This window comes from Sinorhizobium sp. BJ1 (assembly GCF_002531555.1).
GTDB lineage: Bacteria > Pseudomonadota > Alphaproteobacteria > Rhizobiales > Rhizobiaceae > Sinorhizobium > Sinorhizobium fredii_B.
Genome location: NZ_NWTH01000013.1, coordinates 87988 through 105645, shown reverse-complemented (window position 1 = coordinate 105645; position 17658 = coordinate 87988). Strand labels below are relative to the sequence as shown.

14 protein-coding genes and 3 pseudogenes are annotated in these 17658 nt (G+C 59.1%); 12 read left to right on the top strand and 5 right to left on the bottom strand.

Annotated features, from left to right (window positions below):
- Nucleotides 1-50: 50 nt before the first annotated feature.
- The 8 genes from CO676_RS18225 to CO676_RS18190 all read left to right on the top strand — a co-directional run bounded on the left by CO676_RS18225 (nt 51) and on the right by CO676_RS18190 (nt 8044).
- Nucleotides 51-434 carry a hypothetical protein gene (locus tag CO676_RS18225; protein WP_046120368.1) on the top strand — a complete coding sequence of 128 codons (384 nt, stop codon included), beginning with the start codon at nt 51-53 and terminating at the stop codon, nt 432-434.
- Nucleotides 431-1327, top strand: a complete 897-nt coding sequence (locus CO676_RS18220) for an alpha/beta hydrolase (protein WP_046120369.1) — start codon at nt 431-433, stop codon at nt 1325-1327. The genes CO676_RS18225 and CO676_RS18220 overlap by 4 nt, the downstream gene beginning before the upstream one ends.
- Nucleotides 1328-1358: 31 nt before the next feature.
- Nucleotides 1359-2519 (top strand): ABC transporter substrate-binding protein, encoded by a 1161-nt coding sequence (locus CO676_RS18215; protein WP_234706833.1) that lies wholly within the window; start codon nt 1359-1361, stop codon nt 2517-2519.
- A gap of 93 nt (nt 2520-2612) precedes the next feature.
- Nucleotides 2613-4166: a sugar ABC transporter ATP-binding protein gene (locus tag CO676_RS18210; protein WP_097522129.1), complete on the top strand. Its 1554-nt coding sequence runs from the start codon at nt 2613-2615 to the stop codon at nt 4164-4166.
- A complete protein-coding gene (locus CO676_RS18205; RefSeq protein WP_046120372.1) occupies nt 4163-5137 on the top strand; it encodes an ABC transporter permease in 975 nt (324 codons plus the stop codon). Before CO676_RS18210 ends, CO676_RS18205 begins: the two co-directional genes overlap by 4 nt.
- Before the next feature lie 13 nt (nt 5138-5150).
- Nucleotides 5151-6170: a sugar ABC transporter permease gene (locus CO676_RS18200; protein WP_046120373.1), complete on the top strand. Its 1020-nt coding sequence runs from the start codon at nt 5151-5153 to the stop codon at nt 6168-6170.
- Between the two features lie 31 nt (nt 6171-6201).
- Nucleotides 6202-7689 (top strand): NAD-dependent succinate-semialdehyde dehydrogenase, encoded by a 1488-nt coding sequence (locus CO676_RS18195; protein ID WP_097522128.1) that lies wholly within the window; start codon nt 6202-6204, stop codon nt 7687-7689.
- A gap of 157 nt (nt 7690-7846) precedes the next feature.
- Nucleotides 7847-8044: a hypothetical protein gene (locus tag CO676_RS18190; RefSeq protein WP_046120375.1), complete on the top strand. Its 198-nt coding sequence runs from the start codon at nt 7847-7849 to the stop codon at nt 8042-8044.
- A 179-nt stretch (nt 8045-8223) separates the two neighbouring features.
- Here CO676_RS18190 and CO676_RS18185 read toward each other — a convergent pair whose 3' ends face one another.
- From CO676_RS18185 to CO676_RS18170, 4 genes and pseudogenes are all read right to left on the bottom strand, one after another.
- Nucleotides 8224-9057: an N-acyl homoserine lactonase family protein gene (locus CO676_RS18185; RefSeq protein WP_234706830.1), complete on the bottom strand. Its 834-nt coding sequence runs from the start codon at nt 9055-9057 to the stop codon at nt 8224-8226.
- Between the two features lie 20 nt (nt 9058-9077).
- The gene (locus CO676_RS18180) at nt 9078-9560 is read right to left on the bottom strand and encodes a hypothetical protein (RefSeq protein ID WP_046120377.1); all 483 of its coding nucleotides are present in this window, start codon (nt 9558-9560) and stop codon (nt 9078-9080) included.
- Nucleotides 9557-11219: pseudogene (locus CO676_RS18175) on the bottom strand (GMC family oxidoreductase N-terminal domain-containing protein). The gene CO676_RS18180 and the pseudogene CO676_RS18175 overlap by 4 nt, the downstream one beginning before the upstream one ends.
- Nucleotides 11220-11302: 83 nt before the next feature.
- Complete coding sequence (locus tag CO676_RS18170) at nt 11303-12409, bottom strand: NAD(P)-dependent alcohol dehydrogenase (RefSeq protein ID WP_046120378.1); 1107 nt, start codon at nt 12407-12409, stop codon at nt 11303-11305.
- Between the two features lie 435 nt (nt 12410-12844).
- Between CO676_RS18170 and CO676_RS18165 the strand changes: the two are divergent.
- Nucleotides 12845-13108 (top strand): annotated as a pseudogene (locus CO676_RS18165) (alcohol dehydrogenase catalytic domain-containing protein); the annotation flags it as partial.
- 30 nt (nt 13109-13138) lie between these two features.
- Here the strand turns inward: CO676_RS18165 and CO676_RS18160 are convergent.
- Nucleotides 13139-13764, bottom strand: a pseudogene (locus CO676_RS18160) (2,3-bisphosphoglycerate-dependent phosphoglycerate mutase).
- A 262-nt stretch (nt 13765-14026) separates the two neighbouring features.
- On the opposite strand from CO676_RS18160, the gene CO676_RS18155 reads away from it, so the two are divergent.
- From CO676_RS18155 to CO676_RS18145, 3 genes are read left to right on the top strand one after another with little or no spacing between them, the layout of a single operon-like run.
- Nucleotides 14027-15115 carry a substrate-binding domain-containing protein gene (locus tag CO676_RS18155; protein WP_097522127.1) on the top strand — a complete coding sequence of 363 codons (1089 nt, stop codon included), beginning with the start codon at nt 14027-14029 and terminating at the stop codon, nt 15113-15115.
- A 56-nt stretch (nt 15116-15171) separates the two neighbouring features.
- Nucleotides 15172-16701 (top strand): sugar ABC transporter ATP-binding protein, encoded by a 1530-nt coding sequence (locus tag CO676_RS18150; RefSeq protein WP_179875538.1) that lies wholly within the window; start codon nt 15172-15174, stop codon nt 16699-16701.
- 10 nt (nt 16702-16711) lie between these two features.
- The gene (locus CO676_RS18145) at nt 16712-17653 is read left to right on the top strand and encodes an ABC transporter permease (RefSeq protein ID WP_097522126.1); all 942 of its coding nucleotides are present in this window, start codon (nt 16712-16714) and stop codon (nt 17651-17653) included.
- Nucleotides 17654-17658: the final 5 nt, after the last annotated feature.

Below are 17658 nucleotides of genomic sequence, written 5' to 3'. Positions count from 1 at the left end.
CAACCGAAGCGCGGAATTGCCCGCGCTGATCAACAAGGGAGGAGCCGAAATTGGCTATCAATCTCGAGAAGTTCACCCAGCTCGCGCGTGAGGACTTCGAATTCAAGCGCGAAACCCGGTATCTCACCGGCATCATTAAACTGGATTTTCCCGAACGTTCTGTCGCTCTGCACTTCGAAGACGGCAAATTGGCGAACGTTGAAGAGGCCAGTTACGACGACGACAAGTGCAAGATCGTCATTCGCGGAACGGGCGAACAGTGGGAGGCACTGCTGCAGCACAAACCGCTTCCGTTCTATCAGTGCCTGCAATCGTCAAGCGTCAAGCACGGCCTCCACCTCAGCAACACCAACGAGACCTTCGCGTATCTGCCAGCTCTCAACCGCATGACGACGCTGATGCGCAACGCACGCACGGAAGGAGCAGCAGCATGATCAAGCACGATCCGATCACCGGCCGATACATCTACCTGACGATCGACGGCATTGAATATCGCGTCTACTACGAGGAAGCCGGTCAGGGCATTCCGCTGCTTGTCGGCCACACGGCAGGCTCCGACGGCCGCCAATATCGTCACCTGCTCTGCGACGAGGAAGTTACGAAGAACTTCCGCGTCATCGCCTTCGATCTGCCGTACCACGGCAAGTCGCTTCCACCCTACGGCGTCCGCTGGTGGGAGACGGAATACAATATGACGAAGAAGTTCATGATGGACTTCCAGCTTGTGCTTTCGAAGGCTCTCGGCCTCGACCGTCCCGTCTATATGGGAAGCTCCATGGGCGGCCACTTGGCTATCGACCTGGCATCGAACTATCCGGACAATTTCCGGGCGACCATTTCGGTCGAAGGCGCGCTGCGTTCCGCAGCCGAATATGTTGAGGTCGGCATGGCCGGCATCCGCCGAGAGTTCGACAATCCCAACGTCAACCGTACTTCGATCGGCGCGGCTATGATGCTGAACATCTCGCCCTACTCGCCAGAAGCGAACGTTCGCGAAATTCAGTGGGAATACAGCTGCGGCGGTCCGGGCATCTTCGCCGGCGACCTCTATTACTACTACTACGATCACAACGTTACGCCTGAAGAGGCAAGCAAGATCGATACGTCGAAGTGCATGCTGTACTTCCTCACGGGTGAGTACGACCCGAACACTTCGCCGGCCGATACCAAGATCGCCGCCGACCTCGTCAAGGGCAGCAAGTTCTGGACGATGGAAAAACTCGGACATTTTCCGGTGACCGAAGATTACACCGAGTTTCGCAAGTACCTGCTGCCGATCCTGGAGGAAATTCAGCAGACATCCGAAACGCGCACCAAAGTTGCCTGACAAACACACCCCTGGGAGGAGGTTCGATATGATGGAAATGTTAAAATGCACCTTGAGGACGCTGACTGCGATCGGCGTCCTCACCACGGTCGCCCACGCCGATGGCGTCGACCAACTGCCGGCTTCCGAGCAGGAAATCTACAAGATCGTCGATCCGCAGATTCCACTCGGGGCCAGCGTCTACAAGGATTTCAAGCCTAAAAAGGGACCGCCGTGGAAAATCGGCTATGCTAGCAGCTATGCCGGGAACACCTGGCGCGCTGCCGCCCTTGACGCGGTCATGAATGACCTCCTTCCCCGTTCCAAGGAAGCGGGCCTGGTTTCGGATGTCGTGGTCACGCAGTCCGACCTCAAGGATGCAGTCCAGATTCAGCAGATGCGTCAAATGGTGGACGACGGCGTCGACGCCATCATCATCTGCTGCTCCAACGTCACGGCGCTGAATCAGACGATTGAGTATGCTTACAATCATGGCGTTCCAGTCTTCTCGTTCTCAGGTTACGTGACGTCGCCGTATGCGATCAACGGAGCCGCAAATCACGCTCAGGGCGGCGCACAAATGGCCGAATGGCTGGCTAAGAAGATAAATGGGAAGGGCAATGTCCTTCTCGTTTCGGGTATCCCTGGCTTCGCGTCTTCCGACAGCTTCGACAAGGGAGCGAAGGAAGCACTTGCCAAGTATCCGGATATCACGGTTGTCGGCGAAGTGGCTGGCAAGTGGACCGACCAGGTCGCACAAGTGGAAGTCCAGAAGTTCCTAGCGACCAACCCTGCCCAGATCGACGGGATCCTTACGCAGGGCGCTCAGGAAAACGGCGTGCTGAACGCGATGCTTCAGTCAGGCCGTCCGATGGTTCCGATTACACTCGGTGGCGAGGCGTCCGCGGCGTGCTACTGGCGGAAGAACCCTGACTGGGTGGACGCCAGCTTCCATATCTGGCCGCCTCGTCGCGAGATGCAGCAGATGTGGGAGATCATGCTCCGCACGCTCGAAGGGCAGGGGCCCAAGGTCCAGACCTTCCTTCGTCCGGTTCTGCCGTACACGATCGAAGACGTGCGTGCGGCGATCCCCGAGGACTGCGATCTCAATTCGACGGATTTCGTAGAGCCGAAGGCCGATGACTGGTTCCCGGCTGCTGTCGCCGATCAATACTTCGAGCGTCCAGCCGACCCCTGGAAGCCCGTCAAGTAAGCCTTATTCCGCCTGGCGATGTCAGTCGCCAGGCGGAACTCCTGACGATGCGGATAAGCTGCTCTGGCGGACAGGGCGGCCGGAGGTTCTGCAATGGAAAATGAAATCACTATCAGGATGGTCGACGTCGCCAAGTCGTTTGGCGAGACAAAGGCGCTCAGGAAATGTGACTTCGAAGCCCATGCCGGAGAAGTGCACGCGATTGTCGGCGAAAACGGTAGCGGCAAGAGCACGATGGCAAAGATCATGTCAGGCGTGCTGCACCCCGACGCCGGCAAGGTAACCATCCTTGGCGAGCAGATCACTTCCCCAGTTGACGCAAAACGCGTCGGGCTGGCCACCATCTTCCAGGAAGTGCTGGTCGCGGAGGAAGCCAGCGTTTTCGACAACCTGTTCGTCGGGCGGGACGGCATTTTTCGCTCCGAGGGCAACACCGGCGATCGCTGGCGTGAAGCTGAGACAATCCTCGCGCGTCTCGTCGGCAAGCCGGTTGATCTCAATGAAGTCGTCGGGTGCCTGCCTCTCAGTATCAAGCAGTGGATCGTCATCGCTCGTGCAATCCTGCGCAGCCCGAAGGTTCTCATCCTTGATGAGTCCTCCGCGGCACTGGACCTCGACTCTACGATCCGTCTTCACGAGGAAATCGACCGTATGCGGGCCAGCGGCGCGACAATCCTGATTGTCACGCATCGGATCGCGGAGCTCGTGCGCATCGCCGACCGAGCCACAATCCTCCGTGACGGCGTGACCGTCGGTGTGCTCGAGAAGCACGAGATTACGGAAGCAAACCTGCTGGCGATGATGACCCCTTCTGACCGTCGTGCGAGCGAGGCAAAGGACTACGCCTCGAAGGGCCGCGACGGCGCGGGTGCGATCCTGACAGCGCGGAACCTCGCAACCCACAGGACAGCGGCAGCTTTCGATTTCGATCTCCCTCAGGGAGCCATCGTTGGCGTGGCGGGTCTCGACGGACAAGGTCAGGATGCCTTTGTTCGCGCCGTCGCAGGGATTGCCCAGCCGTTCGGAGGCGACGTTCAGGTCCGCTCCGCCGACACGGGAAAAATGACTTCGGTGGGCACACTCGACGAAGCGGCGAGGGCTGGGATCTCCTATGTTTCCGGAGACCGGAAGCGGGAAGGCATCTTTCCGCAGCAGAGCATCTTCGAAAACCTAGCGATTGGGGTCTACCGCAAGAATCTGGGGCCGCTCGGGGTGATCCGGAAGCCCTCGCTCAAGCCGATGTTCAAGCGAGAGGTCGACCGATTGCGCATCAAGATTGGCAGCCCGTCGAACAAGATCACGTCGCTATCCGGAGGAAACCAGCAGAAAGTGCTGATCGGCCGAGCCTTCGCAAACGATCCGCAGGTCATCGTCCTCAACGATCCCGCGCGCGGGGTTGATCTCGGGACCAAGCGGGACCTCTACCGTGAACTTCGCATCTTTGCCGATAAGGGCGGCAGCGTGATTTATCTGTCGAGTGAGATCGAGGAGTTTATCGGCTTCGCCGATCGCGTTGACGTCTTCTTTGCCGGAAGGCTCTTCCGGTCGCTCTCTGGTGGTGACATCGCCGAAGAGCCCATTCTCGCAGCAATGTTCGGACAGTCCCGAAACACGTCCGTCGAGTTCGACCTGGAAAGGACCGCATGATGCCCAGCAACGCAATTCGACAGCTCGCGCGAGACCGCTCACTTTTCGTACCGGCCGGTCTGTTCATCGTGCTCCTGGCCGCGGTCGCGACACGCGGCCATGGCCTCTTCACAATGAACGGCATCGCCGGCGCGATCCTCGTCGCCACGCCACTCATCCTCACGGCGCTTGCCATAACGCCTATCGTGATGGCGGGCAGGGGAGCCGTCGACCTCTCGGTCGGACCCCTGATGGGTTTCATCAATGTTACCCTGATCACTTGGCTCGTCGGCAACGGCGTCACCAATCCCGTTGCGGTCATCGGGTGGGCGATCGGACTTGGAGCAGCTTTCCAGCTTATACAGGCTCTGGTGATCATCTACGTCCGGGTCGTGCCAATCATCGTTACGCTCTCCGGCTTCCTCGTGCTCTCCGGCATCAACCTGATGGTAATGTCACGGCCGGGGGGTGTCGCTCCGGACTGGATGTTGAGTTGGGGTGCCGGCACGAGTGTTTTCTCCCCCGTCCTCTTTCTGCTCCTGACGGCATACGTCATTTGGGCTGGTCTCCGGCGCACGATGTTCTATCGCAATCTTCGCATGACCGGTTCGGATGAACGGATGGCGTACACGAGCGGGGTGCCCGTCGACACGGTCCGCATCATCGCTCATGTCGTCGGGGGCGCCTTCACCGGGCTTGCCGCTCTGAGCTACACAGCGCTGATTTCTTCGGGCGATCCGACTCAGGGGAGTACCTATACGCTTCAGGCCGTTACGGCGCTGGTACTTGGTGGCGCGAGCCTGTCCGGTGGGCGTGGTGGAGCATTGGGTTCAACGCTCGGTGCCATCAACATGTTCCTGATTTCCTATCTGCTTTCCACCTTCAACTTCGGCACCGTGTCGGGCTTCGTCACGCAGATGGCATTCGGCCTAATCCTGGTCGGATCGTTGCTCGTCAACGTCTTCGTGATCAGCCGGCGAGCCGCCGCTTGAGAGGACAACGAAAATGGTTTCCACGGTCATGAAGACTGATACCGGCGTGACGATGCGGTCGAACCCGCTGCGTACCTACAAAGGCATCTCGATCGGTTTCGGATTGCTCGCATGCCTGCTCGTGCTAGGTGCACTCCTAGTTCCGGGCTTCGTATCGTCGCAGAACGCGCGTTCGATCCTTCTACTTGCCGCCTTCCTCGGGCTCGCGTCGATCGGACAAACGCTATGCGCTCTGGTGGGAGCACTGGATCTTTCCATCCCGTACATCATCGGGGGGGCCAACATTCTTTTGCCAAGCCTAATGGTGGCAGGGCTCCCGGCTCCCGTAGCCATGGTTCTGGTGCTGTTGCTGGGCGCCCTTGTCGGCGCCACCAATGGCGCCCTGAGTTTCAAACTCCAGGGCCAGGCACTGATCATGTCGCTCGGGGTGGGCTTCGCCGCGGTCGGGGCGGTACAGATCTACACGTCGCTGGGTTCGCAATTCGGTGGGACAGTATTCGCCCCCGTCCCCGAATGGCTGCGCAACATCTCAGCGTTCAACGGGAAATTTTTCGGCCTGCCGATCCCCCCGGTCATCATCATCTGGGCTGTCGTCGCCATCGCGCTGGGCTGGCTCATGCACAATACCTGGTTCGGGCGTAGCATCTACGCCATCGGGGGAAGTCGGACTGCTGCCGCGCGCCTCGGAATCTCCGAGTTCAAGGTTTGGACGGTGATCCATAGCGTCAGCGGCGCGATGTCGGCGATCACAGGCATGCTGCTTCTCGGCTTTTCGGGCGGCGGGTTCGTCGGGGTCGGGGATCCGTACCTGTTCACGACCGTGGCTGCGGTCGTAATTGGTGGAACGTCGCTGCTTGGTGGGGCAGGCGGTTACGGCGCCACCGTTCTCGGCGTCCTCGTGCTTACCGTGTTGACGTCGCTTCTTGTGGGCCTCGGCCTCAGTTTCCCTGCGCAGCAGGCGGTCGTCGGCCTGCTGATCGTGCCGATGGTCGCGATCTACGCCCGATCGCCCCACATACGAAATCAGATCTGAAACTACAGGTAGGCATTCGAAAGGAACACTGATGGCTGTCTCCAACACTCTTCTCAACCGTCTAAAGGATCCTTCTCTCGTACGTGAAGAAATGCTCGCGGGAGGCGTCTGGCAGCGGGAGGGAGCAGGCGGCGAACGGATCGAGGTGCAGAATCCCTCCACTCTCGACATCCTTGCATCGCTTCCTAGCGCCGGTCTGGACGATGTGCGCGTTGCCATTGACGTCGCGAAGGGGGCACAGAAAAAGTGGGCAGCCCGCTCCGGGAAGGAGCGGGCCGCGATCATGCGGAAATTTTATGATCTCGTCGTGGAGAACGCTGAAGACCTCGCCGTAATCCTGACGTCCGAAATGGGCAAACCGCTTGCCGAAGCTCGCGGTGAGGTGGCTTACGGCGCATCTTACATCGAATGGTTCGGTGAAGAGGCGAAGCGTGTCTACGGTGACACAATTCCGGGCCACCATGCCGACAAGCGTCTTCTCGTCGTCAAGCAGCCCGTCGGTGTCGTCGCCGCTATTGCGCCGTGGAACTTCCCATCCGCGATGGTCGCCCGCAAGGTCGCGCCGGCTCTCGCCTCCGGATGCGCGATCGTCTTCAAGCCTGCCGCAGAGACCCCGCTTTCGGCTCTCGCGCTCGCAATCCTCGCCGAACGCGCTGGAGTTCCATCCGGTCTATTCAGCGTCATCCCTACAAGAAACGCCCGGATGTTCGGGGAGGAAGTGTGCTCGAACCCTATCGTCAAAAAGCTGACGTTCACCGGTTCCACGGAAGTCGGGCGGATCCTGATAGCACAGGGCGCACAGAAGATCATGAAGCTGAGTCTCGAACTCGGCGGTAACGCTCCCTTCATCGTCTTCGACGACGCGGACCTCGACGAAGCGGTGGAGGGAGCGATGCTGTCCAAGTTCCGGAACGCCGGGCAGACATGCGTCTGCGCTAATCGCCTGTATGTCCAGAGCGGCATCTACGACAAGTTCGTGAAGAAGCTGGCCAGCCGCGTAGCAGCTCTTAAAGTCTCAGACGGTTTTGAAGATGGAGCGACGATCGGTCCGTTGATCAATGACGAGGCAGTGACGAAGCTCTACAACCATATCGAGGACGCGGTTAACCGCGGAGCATCCGTCGTCGTCGGCGGCAAAAGACATGAGAACGGCGGGACCTTTGTCCAGCCGACGCTTCTGTCTGGAGCGACAAAGGACATGAAGGTCGCTCGCGAGGAAACCTTCGCGCCGCTTGCGCCGGTCTTCAATTTCGAGAGCGTCGATGAAGTCATCGAGCTCGCCAATGATACGGAGTTTGGCCTTGCCGCATATTTCTATGCGAACGACCTTCGCAACGTCTGGAAGGTCACCGAGGCACTTGAATACGGCATGGTCGGCGTGAACACGGGCCTCATCTCCACCGAAGTGGCTCCGTTTGGAGGAGTGAAGCAGTCGGGCTTCGGCCGCGAGGGCTCGAAGTACGGCATGGACGATTTCCTGTCCATGAAATACGTCTGCCTCGGCGGCATCCCCGCGTGATGCAAGTCAAGGAGGTGCGCCAAAGGCGTGCCTCCTTGTGAGGCGCTGTCGGTAAGTGACTAGCCGCTCCCCCAAACTACCGCGCGGGGACTCCAACTTATTCAATCTCAGACTGGGACTGGAGCTCAACCGCTCCTCAATCGCAAGGGGTTGCCACATGACAGATCAAGCATCTGCCGAACACCTCAATAAGATCGCCCGGCGCGACCATGATTTCTCGGCTTTCTACAACCACGACGACTTCGTCGAGGAAAGAGCCGATGGCGTCGATCTCACCGCTCGCACAAGCGTCGAGGGCGCCAATGGGTTCGGTCGGGTAAACGCATCACGCGTGAAGCAGGTTGACGACATCTAAAGCGACGATTTCTACTGGAAGCCGCGCCCGTTCAGGACGCCAACAAAACAACTGTCCCAACAGTTTTCGGGATTCCCCCACTGCGGTGACTCGGCTCCAGGCCGGCAGCGCGGCTAGGAATTAGTCGGGCGGGACGGCTACACACGAATGCCATCCCGCCCGACCACGCCTTGGGAGCGTTAGACGTATGATTGCTGCCCCTCGGCAAGGGTCACCTCGATCAAGTAGTGTCCGTTCTTGGTCGTGCGGCTTGGATACACGTTGGTCATCGCGGGCTCATGTGGCGTGAGAACTCGACGCATGTCGAAGTCGGCGCACTTCATGATCTCATGGGTCGCAAAGATGAGCTTCGTTTGACTGCCAAAGGCGAGGCCGACCGGGAGATACATCGGGTCACCGGCGATGCCACCGTGCATATTGTCATGACGATAGAGTAAGTCGCCTGTGTAGACGAAGACGTCGTCGCTGGTAGATTTGCCGTCGTTACGGATGACGACATATTGCGACCCGGCGGTATGGGTGTCACGAGCGATCCTGACGTCGATCCCGGGGAAAATGTTGTCGACATTACCGTCAATGCCGCGCATTCGTCCCTCTCGGGTGAGTTGAACTGCGTAGATCATGTCGAGCGCCATCATCGAAACCCATGCCGCGAGCTCTTCCTGCTGGATGTGGAAGGTCGCGTTGGGGAAAAGTTCCAAACCACCCATGTGGTCGAAATGCGCATGCGTCAGGATCACGTGGTCGATCTCCTCGGGAGTACAGCCGACCTCGGCGAGGACTTCCTTGGGCGAGAACCAGTTCTGAACGTTGAAGCGCTCCATGAATTCGCGCCCGTGGGAGGCGTAGTTCACGCCGCAGTCCAACAGAATCGTCTTCCCGTGACCCTTCAGAAGGGTGTAGCAGTACGGAAGCTTTTCGTTCCCCACGTTGTGTCGACCGTAGACGAGAGAGCTGGTAGGCGCGTCCGGCACCCACGCGAACTCAAGCATCCATATTGAGTAGTCAGACAAGGTCTCCTCCCGATCCCTATTCAACTGATAACGGTGTTATGAAGCGCGCAACACGAGTGCTGGAAGTCCACCACCTCAAACCCCGGCAGGCATTTCGACGCGCTTCTTAGTTCCGACCACGCCGCCTGTAGAGGCGCGAGCGGATCGCGCGCGGATGCGGAGCCCGCCAGCGTCCGGTTTAGTTCCTCTATTGCGACCCGCAGGAGCTTGCCTGCGTTTGCGAGATGGCCGTGAAAATGCTGGCTGCGAGGCGTGGACCGGAGTGCGCGGAACTCCTCATTTCCCGCCTTTATGAGGCCGGCTGCCGCGGCGTGGACCTCGACGTCGAGCACATGACGGGACTTCGCGATGGCAAAAACGACCAGGAGCCCCGCCAGTCGATTGGCCGTACCATGGAAGTTTTCGAAGCACGTCTGGGCTGAAATCGCGTAGGCGGACGTTGCGTCGTCCAGCACCTCAACGACGCGCATCGACTTCGTTGATGATCCTAGGACGTTCCTCATGCAGCATGTTCCTCCCGGGTTTCGAGAGGCGCGGCGTCCCGTCCCAGGATGAGGTCAGCCGCCTTCGCCGCAATCATAAGCGTCGAGGCGTTGGTGTTGGCGGACGGCATTGAAGGCATGATCGACGCATCTGCAACGCGAAGGGCGGAAAGCCCATGTACCCGCAGCTGTGAGTCGACCACGGTCCCCGTGGCGGAGCGCGGCCCCATCCGGGTGGTGCCGATCATGTGGTAGACCGTCGTCCCCTTCTGGCGCGCGAAGTCGAGGAGCTCATCGTCGCTCTGGAGATTTGGCGTGGGAGACGTCTCGGCATCCATGTATCTGCTGAGAGCGTTGGTCCGAAACAACTGCCGCGCCAGCCGCATACCGCCCACCAGTGCCTTTTGATCCGTCTCGTGCGTGAGATAGTTGGGCTGAATCGCAGGAGGCTCGAAGACGTTCGACGATTTGATATGGGCGAAGCCGAGACTCTCCGGACGCTCCTGCCAGACGCCGAGTGTCAGGCCGGGATGCGTGTCGAGCAACCCGACCACGCCCTCTCGGAAACTTGCCGGCGCGCACGCGAACTCAAGGTCAGGCCTCGGCAACGAAGGATCGGATTTCAGAAAATGTGAACCAGTGAAGGGCTGACTGCAAGTATGCTCGGTTTCCCAAAAACCCAGCGGGCGACCTGGCCAAGCAGGGCAGGGCCTTGGGCCAAATCGTTGATGGTCGTTGACCCTTTTACACGGGCAACCATGCGAACGGCGTAGTGGTCGCGAAGGTTGTTGCCTACGCCCCAGAGCTCATGGAAAACCTTGACGCCCGCGCGCCGCAGAACGTCCGCTGGTCCGATCCCCGACAGTTGGAGAAGCTTGGGAGTATTGAGCGCGCCTGCGGTGAGGATGACCTCTCGAGTCGCACGCAGTTCGCCTCGAGCTCCGCCTGGTCCTCCCGTGATATATGCGACGCCGACGGCCTTTGTGCCTTCGAAGATTATGGACGTGGCCTGGCTATTCGTGCGGACGTCCACATTGCCGCGCTTCATTGCCTTACGAAGGAAGGCCCGGGCGGAGCTGTGCCTGAAGCCTTTGTAGATCGTCCGCTGAAAATATCCCGCGCCGTCTTGGCTAGGGCCATTATAGTCGGGATTGCGAGGAATCCCCAATTCGACAGCGGCATCGATTAGGGCATTGCTGACGGGATGGTGCCAATCCAGATCGGTGATCGGTAGCTCGCCGTCACGTCCTCGATACGTTCATCAGCATTGCCGATACGACGCTCCGATCTTTTGAAGTAGGGCAGGATTTCATTGTAGCTCCACCCAGGATTTCCTTCGGCGGCCCAGTTGTCGTAGTCCACGGCCTGACCGCGGACATAATTAAGACCGTTGATTGAACTCGACCCTCCAAGCACTCGTCCTTGTGGCAGGGAGAAGGTCCTGTTATTCGTGCCCGGGTTCGGCTCGGACATGAAGTTCCAGGTGAGTCTCTTGCTGTAGATGTTCCTGATATAGCCGGCGGGAATATGGATCATCGGATTGATGTCCTTTGGACCCGCTTCGAGAAGGCAGACTTTGAGGCCCGCCTCGCTCAATAGATTGGTGACGACACACCCAGACGTTCCGCCTCCGACGACGATGTAATCGAAGGTCTCTCCTCCAAGCGGTGCGTTAGCCATTTGTCCCCCAAATGCATAACTTTCCCATGGCGCCGCAAGCGTCTTCGCGGCCCCCGTATATTTCAGCCGCGACGTCGGGGAGCCTAATGGTTCATGCGTAGGATTGGCTTGATGACCTTCCCACTTTCTGAGTCGGTCATCGCCTGGTTGATGTCGTCGAGATCGTAAAACTGGACGAGCTTGTCGAATGGGAAGCGACCTTGCCGCCAATATTCAATCAGCTGAGGAACGAATTCAGACGGAATGCTTTGCCCTTCGACGACGCCGACAAGGGTGCGGCCAAACAGGAAGTTGCCGATGTCGATCGTGCCTTCGGTGCCGAGCGCAGAAGAGCCGACAAGTCCGCAAGTTCCGGGCGTTCCAAGGCAATCGACAGCTTGGCGGAAAACCTTTGGAGAGCTCGTGCATTCCAGGCTGAAGTCCACGCCGGCTTGAGCGATTTCCTTGATGGCCTTGACACTGTCTTCCCGGCGGGCGTTGATCGTGTGCGTCGCGCCGACTTCGACTGCAAGCTCGAGACGCTCATCGTTGAGATCGACGACAATAATGGTCGTGCATCCTGCGATCTTTGACGCCATGACTGCCGCCATCCCAACCGCGCCGGCGCCAAAGATCGCAATAGAGGACCCGGGCTTGGGCTTGAGGCAGTTTAAAACCGCGCCCGCGCCTGTCTGGAGACCGCAACCGAGCGGGCCGATGAGCTCGAGGGGCACGTCCTTGGAAATCTTAACCGCGTTCCGCTCGCTGGCGATGGCGTATGTCGCGAACGAGGACTGCTCGAAAAAGCAACCGCTAATCTGCTTGCCATGGGAATCGTGGATGGGGCAGGTGCCGTCGGGGCGGGTGCCGCGGAAGTTTCTGCCGAAGAAATCCTCGCAATAATAGGGCGTGCCGGTGAGGCACTTTTCGCATTTGCCGCAGTAGGCGTAGCTAAGGGCGACGTGATCACCGGGAACGAGTCCTCTGACTTCGCTCCCAACCGCCTCGACAACGCCGCTCCCTTCATGTCCAAGGACGACCGGTTGAGGCACGTCGTATCCCTGATCCCGGACGACCATGTCCGTATGACAGACGCCGGACGCGACTATCCGAACTAGGATCTCGTCCGCCCGCGGTTCATCAATTCCGATGCACTCTAAGACGAGAGGCTTCGCCTTCTCGCGTGAGATTGCAGCATACGCTTGCTTCATAAAGATAGGCTCCTCCAGATGCGCATCAGCGCAGATGCGCCGAACCTACGTATCATCAGACAATCAGTCAATAGATTTCGAATTCCGTCGCGTCAGGCCGCGTCTCCTCGGGGCATTCCACCCGCCTTGAGGCATAGAACTACCGTGAGTGCAGCAGTTCCGCGCACTCGGCCAACGCATTGTGAGGCGTTAGCGGCACTTCGTGGATGCAAGCGTTGACAGATTGACAGACGAAAAATCGCCTTGAAAAGCAACTGCACATCGGGAGGAGGCCGGAGTGTTCGAAGCGCCGAAAGCGTGGTCCAGTCGATCAATGAAAGCAGCGCAGATCGAGGGAGTAAGGGGACGAATCTCGGTCGCGGAGGTCGAGATCCCGGAGCTCGAGCCAGATGACGCTCTTGTCAGGGTCGTCGCCTCCGGTATTGCCGAAGTGACTGGCATTTGTGGAACGGGGACTGGGAATGGGTCGGAATGAAACTTCAGCCCGGAGCCGTTCTCGGGCATGAAATCGGCGGCATTATCGAAGCCGTCGGTTCCAATGTCAGGGCCGTCCGCCTCCTCAGTCTCGTCGCTTCGAAGAAGCTCAAACCGACTGCCCTGGTCAGTCGAACGGTTTCGCTCGGTGACGTCGAATCGGTTCTGCATGACATGGACAGCTTTAAAACGAGCGGCTACGTGGTAATCACGGACTTCGATTGAAGTTGACTACGGGTAGGTCTGGCCGGGGCGTCATGCGTGGTCTCCGGTCAGAACCGACTTGTCGATTACGGTTAGGCCATTGCCAATGCGATATATGGTCGGCACGGCTGTGGGTGTTTCTATCGACATCATCTGCTCGGTCGTCAGCCGCTCGATGCCTTGGCGAACCACCCTCAGTGAATTCCCGTGCGCCACGAGTAATACCGTCTGCCCTCTCAGCAGCAACGGTATGACTTCGCAGATTAAAAACGGCAAGACCCGCGCGCCGGTATCGCGGATGCTCTCGCCACCAGGTGGCCGGGTACGATAGGAGCGTCGCCATTCCTGCACGAGATCGGAGCCCCATCGTTCCCGCGCCTCGTCCTTGTTCATCCCTGTCAGTTCGCCGTAGTCGCGCTCGTTCAACGCCTCGGTCTGACACGGCTCCCAGCGGTCGGCTTGCGTAGCATGTAAGATGGCCCTGCAGGTATCGATGGATCTGACCAGCCCGGAACAGAAGGCTACGTCGAACGAGACTCCCATCGCCGCAATCCGTTCGCCAGCTTGACGGCTTTCCTCCCACCCTTTCGGGTAAGTGGGGCGTCTTTCAAACCAGTGAATTCGTTCCGCTCATTCCCCTCGCTTTGCCCATGACGGACGATGACCAACGTAGACAATTTGGCTGCCTTTCCGGGTGCTTTCCAACCTAGATAATTGTCCTATTGTCTAATGCATGGGCAGAAAACTGCGAATTAACATAATGTTACGCGCATGCTCGGCACGTCTGTGAATCTTAGTGCCTGAACAGATTGACAGATTGTCTGCAGATTTATAATGATGCTCATCGCCGTTCTGAGGAGAGTCCGGCAACGGCTGGAGACCACGTGGCTCTCGCACTATCAGACAAACTGGCCGCCGGGGGCGGTAGAGGAGGAACTTATGAAGAGACGTACATTCCTGCAGGCGGGTAGCGCTTTGCTCGCCGCCGGCACGTTCGGCGTGCCGAACATTCTTCGGGCGGCCAACGATATCAATATTCTTCCCGACACCTGGCCGTCCGAGGGCGATAACCCGATTGTTGAGGCGGGCAAGTTCGCGAAGGCCGGTCCCTGGAAGATTGGCCACAGCCATTACGGTCTCGCAGGGTCGACCCACACCTACCAGACCGCCTTTGAAGCGGAATACGAGATCACTCGCAACAAGGACCGCGTCACCGACTATCAGTTCCGCAGCGCGGACTTGAATCCGTCCAAGCAGGTCGCCGACATCGAAGACCTCATCGCGCAGAAGGTGGACGCGATCATCATCGCTCCGCTGACTACGGGGTCGGCCGTGGAAGGTATCAAGAAGGCGAAGGCAGCGGGCATACCGACTGTGGTCTATCTCGGCCGGGTCGATACCGAGGATTTCACTGTTCAAGTGCAGGGCGACGACTTCTACTTCGGGCGCGTCATGGCCCAGTTCCTCGTCGACAAGCTCGGGAACAAGGGCAAAGTTTGGATCCTGCGCGGCGTCGCGGGCCATCCGATCGACGCCGACCGCTACAGCGGCGCCATGGAAGTCTTCAGCAAGTCCGGTCTTGAGATCACTTCGACGCAGCACGGCAGTTGGTCATACGAAGATTCCAAGAAGATCGCCGAAAATCTCTATCTGTCCGACCCTGACGTTGCCGGCGTTTGGACCGATGGCGCGAACATGTCGCTCGGCGTTCTGGATGCCCTACAAGAAGCCGGTGCCTCAACGATCCCGCCGATCACCGGCGAAGCGCTGAATGGGTGGATGCGCCGTTGGAACGACGAAAAGCTGTCGTCGATCGGGCCGATTTGCCCGCCGGCGCTCTCCACCGCCGCGCTACGCGCCGCGTTCGCGCTTCTCGAAGGAAAGCCGATAAATCGCAACTGGACGAACGGTCCCAAGCCGATCACCGACGAGACGCTCTCCCAGTTTTACCGGGCAGATCTCACTGACGCGTATTGGGCTCCGACCGAAATGCCGAACGAGAAGCTGCTCGAATACTTCAAGGCCTGAAGCAAGCCGGGCGCGGATTTTCCGCGCCCGCACCTCAAACAAATATGGAAGCTTTCATGAGCATGCTTGTCGAAATGGTCGGCATCAATAAGTCGTTTGGCGCCACGAAGGTCCTATCGGACGTAGGCTTTTCGCTGGAGCCCGGCTCGGTGCACGCCCTGATGGGCGAGAATGGTGCGGGCAAATCCACGCTGATGCGGATTCTGTCCGGCGTTTATCAGCCCACCTCTGGAATCGTGCGGCTGCGCGGTGAGGTGGTCAACTTTCGCACCCCAAAGGAGGCGCGCCTCGCCGGCGTATCGACGGTATTCCAAGAATTCACCCTCATACCTAATCTAACCGTTGCGGAGAATATGTTCCTCGGTCACGAGCCACGGCGCGCCGACGGTTCGATCGACAGGGCGGAGGTAATCGACAGGTCACGCCGTCTGCTGGCGGACGTGTTTCCCCAACTCGATCCAATGGCGATCGTCGACACGCTCACGGTCGCCCAGCAACAGGCCGTCGAAATCGCGAAAGGTCTCACATCGAATGCGGACGTCTTCATCTTCGACGAGCCAACGGCAGCGTTGAATTCGGCCGACGTCGAACATCTGTTCAAAGTGATCCGGGATCTGAAGGGCGCGGGCAAAGCCGTTGTCTACATCTCACATCGGATGAACGAAGTCTTCGAACTCTGTGACAAGATCACGGTCATGAAGGACGGAGCGTGGGTGAAGACCGCGAAGGCGGAAGAGTTCAACCTCCATTCTCTTGTCGCGACGATGGTTGGTCGCGAGCTGCAGAACTTTTTTCCGTCGCGGGCGGGTGAAACGGGCGACCATATGCTCGAGGTTTCCGACCTTCGCCTCGATGTCGAAGGGCCGACGGTTCAGTTCTCCGTGAAAAGAGGAGAAATCCTCGGGCTTGCGGGCCTTGAAGGGCAAGGCCAACGCGAAATTATGAGAGCGTTAGTCGGTGTGGAGTCGGCGAAATCCGTCACGGTCCGACGGCGCGGTGCCGACTCATCCATGCGCGCCGTGAACGTCTCTTCGGGCTTTTCCAACGCCATTTCCGCAGGCATCGGTTTCATACCTGAAGACCGTAAACAGGAAGGTCTGTTTCTCCGTCTGCCAATTTACGACAACATCGCGCTCGGCAAGCAGCTTAACCGTAGCATGGCCAGTGTCGCATGGAGATCCGTTTCGCGCGTCCGCGACATCATCAAGTCGCTGCGGGTGGCGGCAGCCGACCCGGGCGCACCCGTTGGAAAGCTCTCCGGCGGCAACCAACAAAAGGTCCTGCTCGGGCGCTGGCTTCTCTCAGGTGTGGACATCCTGGTGATCGAGGAGCCGACACGCGGCGTGGACGTCGGCGCGAAGGCTGAGATCTACCGCCTGCTTCGTGACTTCAGCGAGCGCGGCGGAGCTGTGATCGTTTCCTCCCGCGAACTCGCCGAACTCATCGGGCTCTGTGACAACATTCTGATCGTCCACGACCGGAAGGTCGTGGGCCAGACGCCGGCTGTTGGAGCCACCGAAGAGAGTATTCTTGGAACAGCGTTGGGTTCTCACTCCACGCATGATCAGCGCGCTGCCGTTCATTGAGGAGGAGTGTATGAACACCGTCGCAACTTACCTCAGGGTTCCGTATCGAGCGGGAGCGATCCGGCTCTCGATCGGGACGCTGGTCCTGATGGTCCTCGCATCAATCATCTTCCTGCCCGGCTTTCTTGCGGGCGAAAACCTCTCAAATCTGCTTGCGCAGTCGACCACACTTGTCATCTCGGCGCTTGGCCAGACGTTCGTGATTCTGACCGGCGGCCTTGACGTTTCAGTAGGGTCAATCATCAGCGTGACGACTGCGATAATGACCCTGGACATGCCGCCCTTCGTGCGAGTCCTCCTCTGCATTGCGGTTGCAACCACTTTCGGTCTGGTCAACGGCTACGGTGTCGCACGCCTGAACGTTCACCCGATCATCATGACTCTCGCTACAATGGGTATCGGCCAAGGTCTCGCCTTGATCATACTCCCGATTCCTGGGGGTAGGGTGCCGGATTGGCTTTCGATGTCCGTAGCGGGCTCGATTGGCCCGCTACCGAACGCTTTGGTCTGGCTCGTCGTCGCCTCGCTTGTCGCGGCGTGGATCCTCTATCGCAGACCGTTTGGCCTCTATCTTTTTGCCGCCGGTGGCAATGAATTCAACGCCCGTATGAACGGCGTGCCGGTGGAGCGCACAATCATGAACGCCTATGTTCTGTCAGCCCTTTTTGCCTGCGCCGCAGGGATGTTCCTCGCCGGGCGGCTCGCGTCCGGCGATCCAAAGGGTGGAGCGGCTTTCGGAATAGAGTCGGTTACGGCGGCAGCCCTTGGCGGCGTTCACCTCGCCGGCGGCATCGGAAGCATCTTCGGTACGGTCGTAGGCGCGGCGATTTTGGGCCTCGTCAACAACGTCATGAACCTCGCGAATGTGTCCGCCTTCCTGCAATCAGTAGCCAAAGGCGCGCTGCTCCTCGTGCTCGTCGTATCCCAGCGACGCAAGACAATCGGACTTTGAAAGAA